The sequence below is a fragment of the Pseudomonas sp. EYE_354 genome (genome assembly GCF_023148575.1).
In the GTDB taxonomy this organism is placed as follows: Bacteria; Pseudomonadota; Gammaproteobacteria; order Pseudomonadales; family Pseudomonadaceae; genus Aquipseudomonas.
Map to the genome: position 1 here is coordinate 44489 of NZ_JAHXNQ010000025.1, position 6539 is coordinate 51027.

General features: G+C 63.3%; 6 protein-coding genes. 1 reads left to right on the top strand and 5 read right to left on the bottom strand.

The features are described from left to right. Positions 1-68: 68 nt before the first annotated feature. Positions 69-962: an AraC family transcriptional regulator gene (locus tag KZX66_RS25330; protein ID WP_248083942.1), complete on the bottom strand. Its 894-nt coding sequence runs from the start codon at positions 960-962 to the stop codon at positions 69-71. 224 nt (positions 963-1186) lie between these two features. On the opposite strand from KZX66_RS25330, the gene KZX66_RS25335 reads away from it, so the two are divergent. Then, the gene (locus KZX66_RS25335) at positions 1187-2239 is read left to right on the top strand and encodes an NAD(P)-dependent alcohol dehydrogenase (RefSeq protein WP_248083943.1); all 1053 of its coding nucleotides are present in this window, start codon (positions 1187-1189) and stop codon (positions 2237-2239) included. Here KZX66_RS25335 and KZX66_RS25340 read toward each other — a convergent pair whose 3' ends face one another. From KZX66_RS25340 to KZX66_RS25355, 4 genes are all read right to left on the bottom strand, one after another. Beyond that, positions 2240-3043 (bottom strand): IclR family transcriptional regulator, encoded by an 804-nt coding sequence (locus KZX66_RS25340; protein WP_248083944.1) that lies wholly within the window; start codon positions 3041-3043, stop codon positions 2240-2242. A gap of 122 nt (positions 3044-3165) precedes the next feature. Next, positions 3166-4134, bottom strand: a complete 969-nt coding sequence (araH, locus tag KZX66_RS25345) for an L-arabinose ABC transporter permease AraH (protein ID WP_248083945.1) — start codon at positions 4132-4134, stop codon at positions 3166-3168. A gap of 9 nt (positions 4135-4143) precedes the next feature. Next, the gene (araG, locus tag KZX66_RS25350) at positions 4144-5646 is read right to left on the bottom strand and encodes an L-arabinose ABC transporter ATP-binding protein AraG (RefSeq protein ID WP_248083946.1); all 1503 of its coding nucleotides are present in this window, start codon (positions 5644-5646) and stop codon (positions 4144-4146) included. Further along, positions 5643-6539, bottom strand: an 897-nt coding sequence (locus tag KZX66_RS25355) for a substrate-binding domain-containing protein (protein WP_248083947.1), incomplete at its 5' end; no start/stop codon positions are given. The genes araG and KZX66_RS25355, both read right to left, overlap by 4 nt.

Below are 6539 nucleotides of genomic sequence, written 5' to 3' on the forward strand. Positions count from 1 at the left end.
CGCGTCACGGCTTTAAAAGCGGACGCGCAGCGTCCAGGGCTGCATTCCCACGCAGAGCATGGGAACGATCAGGCAGCCCGCTCTTCACCGGGGTTGCGCTCAAAGTAGCGCTTATATTCGCGACTGAACTGCGACGTGCTCTGATACCCCACGCTGTGCGCCGCCTGCGCCACGCCCATGCCTTCCACCAACAGCAGTTGCTGGGCCTTGAGCAGGCGCAGGCGCTTGAGGTACTGCACCGGCGACAACAGCGTGCAGCGCTTGAAGTGCTCGTGAAACGTCGACGCACTCATGTGCGCATAGCCGGCCAGGGTTTCGATATTCAGCGGTTCGGCGAAGTGCGCATGCAGATGGTTCAGCGAGGTGGCAATGCGCGAGAACTGCCCCTGCTGCTCCACCAAGGCGCGCAACACATCGGCCTGGGGTCCGCGCAACGCGGTGAACAACAATTCGCGCACCCGCGCCGGGCCCATGATCCGGCTTTCCAGCGGATCGTGCAGACACTGCAACAGCCGCTCGACACAGCCGCGCATCGCCTCATCGAGCACCACCGAACTCATCGACTCCAGGGTCTGCGCCGTCGGCGGTGGCCCGGCCTGCATGCCCATGGCCATGACCAGTTCACCGAGCACCACACGGTCGATTCCCACCGTCACCCCCAACAACGGTGCGCCCGGCGCCATGGCGAAGGTCTCGCATTCGAACGGCACCGGCATGGCCTGGATCAGGTAATGGCCGGCGCCATACTCCAGGGTGCGCGGGCCCAGGTAAGCCACTTTGCTGCCCTGGGCCACGAACATCAGGCTCGGCTCATAGATCTGCGGCCCGCGCGCCACGTCGCAACTGGCGCGCAGCACCTGCACCCCCGGCAGGTGGGTCGGGGAGAAACCGTCGCGGGACGTGAGCCCCTCAATCAAGGCAACCAGCGTGGCGTTGGCATCGAGATGGCGGGTCAACAACATAAAAGCAGCTCTCAGAAGATTCACGACTCGGCGCAGAGTGGCAAGCATCAAGCCACAAGCTGCAAGAAAGTACGCAGTTTATAGCTTGCCGCTTGGAGCTTGCCGCTTTTAGCTGCCCTTCGGAGCTTTAGGCATGAGACTCGGAGCAATCGCCATGGTCGCCTGGACGGTCGGTGGGGAGAATGGCTCACCTCACTTGTCACTGCTTTTTGCGAGGTTTCCCCATGTACACCGCCATCGGTTACGCCGCCCAGTCGGCCACCACTCCCCTCGCCCCCATGTCGTTTGAACGTCGCAGCCCGCGCGCCGATGACGTGGCCATCGAGATTCTTTACTGCGGCGTCTGCCACTCCGACATCCACCAGGCCCGCAACGAATGGGGCATCGCCGTGTACCCGCTGATGCCCGGCCACGAAATCGTCGGCAAAGTCACCGCCGTCGGTGCCAGTGTCACCGTACACAAGGTCGGCGATCTGGTGGGCGTAGGCTGCATGGTCGACTCATGCCGTCACTGCGACGCGTGCCAGTCGGACTTGGAGCAGTATTGCCTCGAAGGCCCGACCATGACCTACGCCACCCCGGACCGCGTGGATGGCAGCAACACCATGGGCGGCTACTCCGACAGCATCGTGGTCAGCGAACACTTTGTGGTGAAGATCCCGGCCAAGCTCGACCTGGCCAGCGCCGCGCCGATTCTGTGCGCCGGTATCACCACCTACTCGCCGCTCAAACACTACGGCGTGAAGGCCGGCGATAAGGTCGGGATTCTCGGCATGGGCGGCCTGGGCCATATGGGCATCAAGTTCGCCAAAGCCATGGGCGCGCAAGTGACCCTGTTCACCCGCTCCGCGAGCAAAGCCGAAGAAGGCCGTCGCCAGGGTGCCGATCATGTGATCGTGTCCACCGACCCCGAGCAGATGAAGGCCGCCGCCGGCAGCTTTGACTTCCTGCTGGACACCATCCCGGTGCAGCACGACCTGAACCCCTACCTCGACGTGCTGCGCTTTGACGGCGTGCACATCCTGGTGGGTTTGATCGAGCCGGTGGACCCGCCGGTCAACGCCGCCAAGCTGGTGCTGGGGCGTAAAGTGCTGGCCGGTTCGTTGATCGGCGGCATTGCAGAAACCCAGGAAGTCCTGGATTTCTGCGCCGAGCATGGCATTACCTGCGATATCGAAATGCTCGACATCCGCCAGATCAACGAGGCTTACACCCGCATGATCGCCGGCGATGTGAAGTACCGCTTCGTTATCGACATGGCGACCTTGAAAGCCTGATCAGGCCTTCGCGCCCAACTCCGCTGACAGCCGCGCTGCGACCTGTTTGATCACAGGGATCAGCTCGGCCATTTTCTCCAGCGGCATATAGGGCACGGTACTGGCGATGCTGATGCCGGCGACGATTCGCCGGCTGGCATCGCGCACCGGTGCCGCGACGCAACGGATCGACGGTTCGTTGTCTTCCAGATCGAATGCATAACCGCCCACCACGTATTCCTGCATGCGCTGCTCGAACTGCGCCCAGGATTGCTCCGGGTGCTGCGGCCATTGCAGGTTCTTCCCCCCCGCCGGCAGGCTTGTTTCGTACAAGCGCTTCCACTCCTGCACCGAGTCATCCAGCAACATCGCCTTGCCCACGCCCGTGCGCGCCAGCGGCATGCGATGGCCGACCCGCGAGCGCATTTCCGGACCATTGCGGCCGGGGTTCTTGTGCAGGTACAGCACGTCGTCGTATTCGCGGATGGCCAGGTGGATGGTGTCACCGGTCAACGCCGACAACTGGTCCAGGTAAGGCACTGCCAGGGTCACCAACGGCAATTCTTCCCGCGCCTGAAACCCCAATTCGATCAGCTTGGGCCCCAGCAGGTAACCGACTTGCGGCACCACGCGCAGGTAACGCTCCTCCACCAGGCAACTGGCCAGGCGGTGAGTGGTGCTGCGGGTGGTGCCGATGCGCCGGGCGATCTCCTTGAGATCCCGCGCACCGGCCGCCACCGCCTGTACCACGCCCAGGCCACGCAACAGGGTCTGAGTGCCGGTGGGCGCAGCGTCTTTGACGGGGATGTGGGCGTTTTCCTGCATATCGGGCCTATTGGGAAGTACGAAAACGGCGCCATTATGGCAAATGCTGAAGGTCAATACAGAAACGGCTGTGCAAACTGACACGCCGCCATCGTGGGCAGCCCACTCACTCCAACGGCCTGTCAGCGTTGCTTCATACGGTCGATGACCACCGCCAGCAGCAGGATCGAGCCGCGGATCACGTATTGGTAAAACGTGTCGATGTTCTTCAGGTTCATCGCATTCTCGATGATCGCCAGAATCAGCACCCCGGCAATCACATGGCGGATCATGCCGATCCCGCCGCTCAACGACACCCCACCCAGCACGCACGCCGAGATCACCGTCAGCTCAAAGCCCTGGCCGATCATCGGCTGGCCCGAGGTCATGCGCGAGGCGAGGATCACCCCGGCCAGTGCGCCGATCAAACCGTGCACGGCGAAGATCAGGATCTTGGTGCGATCCACGTTTACACCTGCCAGCAGCGCCGCTTCCGGGTTGCCGCCGATGGCCATGGTGTTGCGCCCGTAGGTGGTGTAGTTGAGCAGCCAGCCGAAGAACAGGAAGCACACAATGGTGATCAGGATCGGCACCGGTACGCCGAACAACTGGCCGTTGCCGAAGACAAAAAACTGCTCCTGGGACACGCCCACCGCCTTGCCGTCGGCAAAGATGTAGGCCAGACCGCGCACGATCTGCATGGTCGCCAGGGTGGTGATCAGCGCGTTGACCCGCAACTTGGCGATGACGATGCCGTTGATCAATCCGACGATCAGCCCCATCCCCAGCGCCGCGCCGATGCCCAGCATGACGCTGTCGGTGTCGCGCATCACAATCGCCGCGACCACGCCTGCGCAGGCGATGACCGAGCCCACCGACAAGTCAAAATGCCCCGACGCCAGGCAGAACAGCATGGTGCACGCGGCGATGCCCACCGTGGAAATCGCCAGGCCCAGGCCGCGCATGTTCAGCGGCGAGAGGAAGTTATCGATCAGCAAGGCACACAGGACAAAAATCCCCACCGCCGCCAGCAGCATCGCCCAGTTGTCGAGCAGCGCACGCATATCGAGGGGTTTGCGTGCAGTGGGCAACGCGTTGTTTTGAGTGGTCATGGTTTTCTCTCAGTTCGTCACGCGGCGCGGCAAGGCCAGCTGCAGCAGGTTGGATTCAGTCGCGTGTTCACGGGTTTGTTCGCCGCGCAGGGCGCCTTCGCACAGCACCAGGATGCGGTCGGAAATGCCCATGACTTCCATCAGGTCGCTGGACACCACGATCACCGCAATGCCCTGGGCCGCAAGGTTGTGGATGATCTGGTAGATCTCCGACTTGGCGCCGATGTCGATGCCTCGGGTCGGCTCGTCCAGCAGCAACACCTTCATCGGCATCGACAGCCAGCGGCCGAGAATGGCTTTTTGCTGATTGCCGCCGGACAGGTAGAGGATTTTCTGTTCGGCGTTGGGCGTCTTCACCTTCATCGCCTGGATCTGCCGGTCGGCGTTGCCTTTCTCCCATTTGTCGCGCAACAGCCAGCCAAACGCGGAATGGGCGCCACGGGCACTGATGTTGATGTTCTCGGCCACGCTCGACAGCGGAATGATGCCCTCCTTCTTGCGGTCCTCGGGGCACAGCAACACGCCGGCGGCGATGGCGTCGCGCGGCGAGCGCAAGGGCAGCGGCGCGCCGCACAGTTCCAGGCTGCCGGCGCTGGCGCGTTCCAGGCCGCTGAGCAGGCGCAACAGCTCGGTGCGCCCGGCCCCCACCAGCCCGAACAGGCCCAGGATCTCGCCCTTGCGCACCTTGAAGCTGAGCGGCTCGCGCAGGCCCGGCCCCAGCAGGCCATCGACCTTGAGCGCCACCTCGCCGTGTTCGCGCGGGCGGTAGTCGTAGATGTCCTGGATGTCGCGACCGACCATGCAGGTCACCAACTGGTCGTGGCTCAGCGTGCTCATGTCGTCAAAGGTGCGCACGTAGCGGCCGTCCTTGAACACGGTGACGGCGTCGCAGATGCGGAACACCTCCTCCATGCGGTGCGACACGTAGAGCACCACTTTGCCCTCCTCGCGCAGGCGCGCAATGATCGCCATCAAGCGGTCGATCTCCCGCGCCGAAAGGCTGCTGGTCGGCTCGTCGAAGGCAATCACATGGGCGCCACGGGACAACGCCTTGGCGATTTCCACCAGTTGGCGCTGGCCCAGGGACAGGCGCCCGAGCTTTTCGTCCGGGTCGATTTCATCGGCCAGGCCCTTGAGGCAGGCCAGGGCCTGCTTGCGCAGCAGGCCCCGGTTGACCACGCCGAAACGCGTCGGCAAATGCCCCAAAAACAGGTTTTCGGCGACGCTCATTTCCGGCACCAGGTGCAGCTCCTGGTGGATCACCGCGACGCCGCTGGCAATGCTGTCGGCCGCGCACTTGAAGGCCATGGTCTGCTCGCCGATCTGCACCGTGCCGCTGCTGGGAATATAGGCACCGCCCAGAATCTTCAGCAGCGTCGATTTGCCGGCGCCGTTCTCGCCCATCAAGGCGTGCACTTGCCCCGGGTGGGCGGTGAAGCAGATGCCGTCCAGCGCCTTGACCCCGGGAAAGGTTTTGCCGATACCGTCAAACCGCAGGGCCGCAGCGGTCATTTCCACAGCCCGATTTTGGTCAGCTCTTCCTTGAAGTTCTCGCGGGTGATCAGGGTCACTTCGTCCATCGCGGTGTACTTGGGCGGCTCGGTGCCTTTGGTCACCCACTCGTACATCATCAGGGCGGTGTTGTAGCCCTCGATGTGCGGGCTGGGCAGCATGGAACCGAAGAAGCCGCTGTTGGCCTTTTTCAGCTCGCCAATGGCGTCGGTGCCGTTGATGCCGATCCCGATCACGTTGGCCGCGGCAAAGCCGGCGCTTTCGGTGGCGCGCACGCCGCCGAGCACGGTGTTGTCGTTCATGCCGCCGATGATCAGGTTTTTCGCGCCGCTGGGCAGCTTGACCAGCGCCGAGTTGGTGGCGTCCATGCTGCCGGGCACGTCGAGGGTTTTCAGCGCGGCGGTGAGGATATGGTCCTTGGGAATCCCGGCTTCTTCGAGGGATTTGATCGAGCCGTCGGTGCGTTTTTTACCGGTGTCGAGTTCGTTGAAGGTGTTGATCACCGCGTAGGTGTCCTTCCAGTCCCAACCGCGTTTTTTCGCTTCGGCAGCCATGGCCGCGCCCTGCTTCTGGCCCACTTCAAACGCGGCCATGCCCAGGTACGGCACGTCCTCCATAAAGGCGCCCTTGGCGTCGACGAAACGGTCATCCACCGCCATCACCTTCAAGCCATTGACCTTGGCCTTGGCCACGATGGCCGGGCCCAGGGACACGTCCGGCGGGCAGATCACAAAGCCCTTGGCGCCGTTGGCCGCCAGGCTGTCGATGGCCGAGAGGGTTTTCTCTCCGTCGGGCACGGCGATCTTGATCACGGTGAACCCGTGCTCCTTGCCGGCTTTTTCGGCAAAGGCCCATTCGGTCTGGAACCAGGGTTCTTCGGCCTGTTTGACCAG

Bases quoted from the DNA above. Each gene is read 5' to 3' on its own strand.
- araH (WP_248083945.1), bottom strand. From the start codon at position 4,134: ATGACCACTCAAAACAACGCGTTGCCCACTGCACGCAAACCCCTCGAT.
- KZX66_RS25340 (WP_248083944.1), bottom strand. From the start codon at position 3,043: ATGCAGGAAAACGCCCACATCCCCGTCAAAGACGCTGCGCCCACCGGC.
- KZX66_RS25335 (WP_248083943.1), top strand. From the start codon at position 1,187: ATGTACACCGCCATCGGTTACGCCGCCCAGTCGGCCACCACTCCCCTC.
- araG (WP_248083946.1), bottom strand. From the start codon at position 5,646: ATGACCGCTGCGGCCCTGCGGTTTGACGGTATCGGCAAAACCTTTCCC.
- KZX66_RS25330 (WP_248083942.1), bottom strand. From the start codon at position 962: ATGTTGTTGACCCGCCATCTCGATGCCAACGCCACGCTGGTTGCCTTG.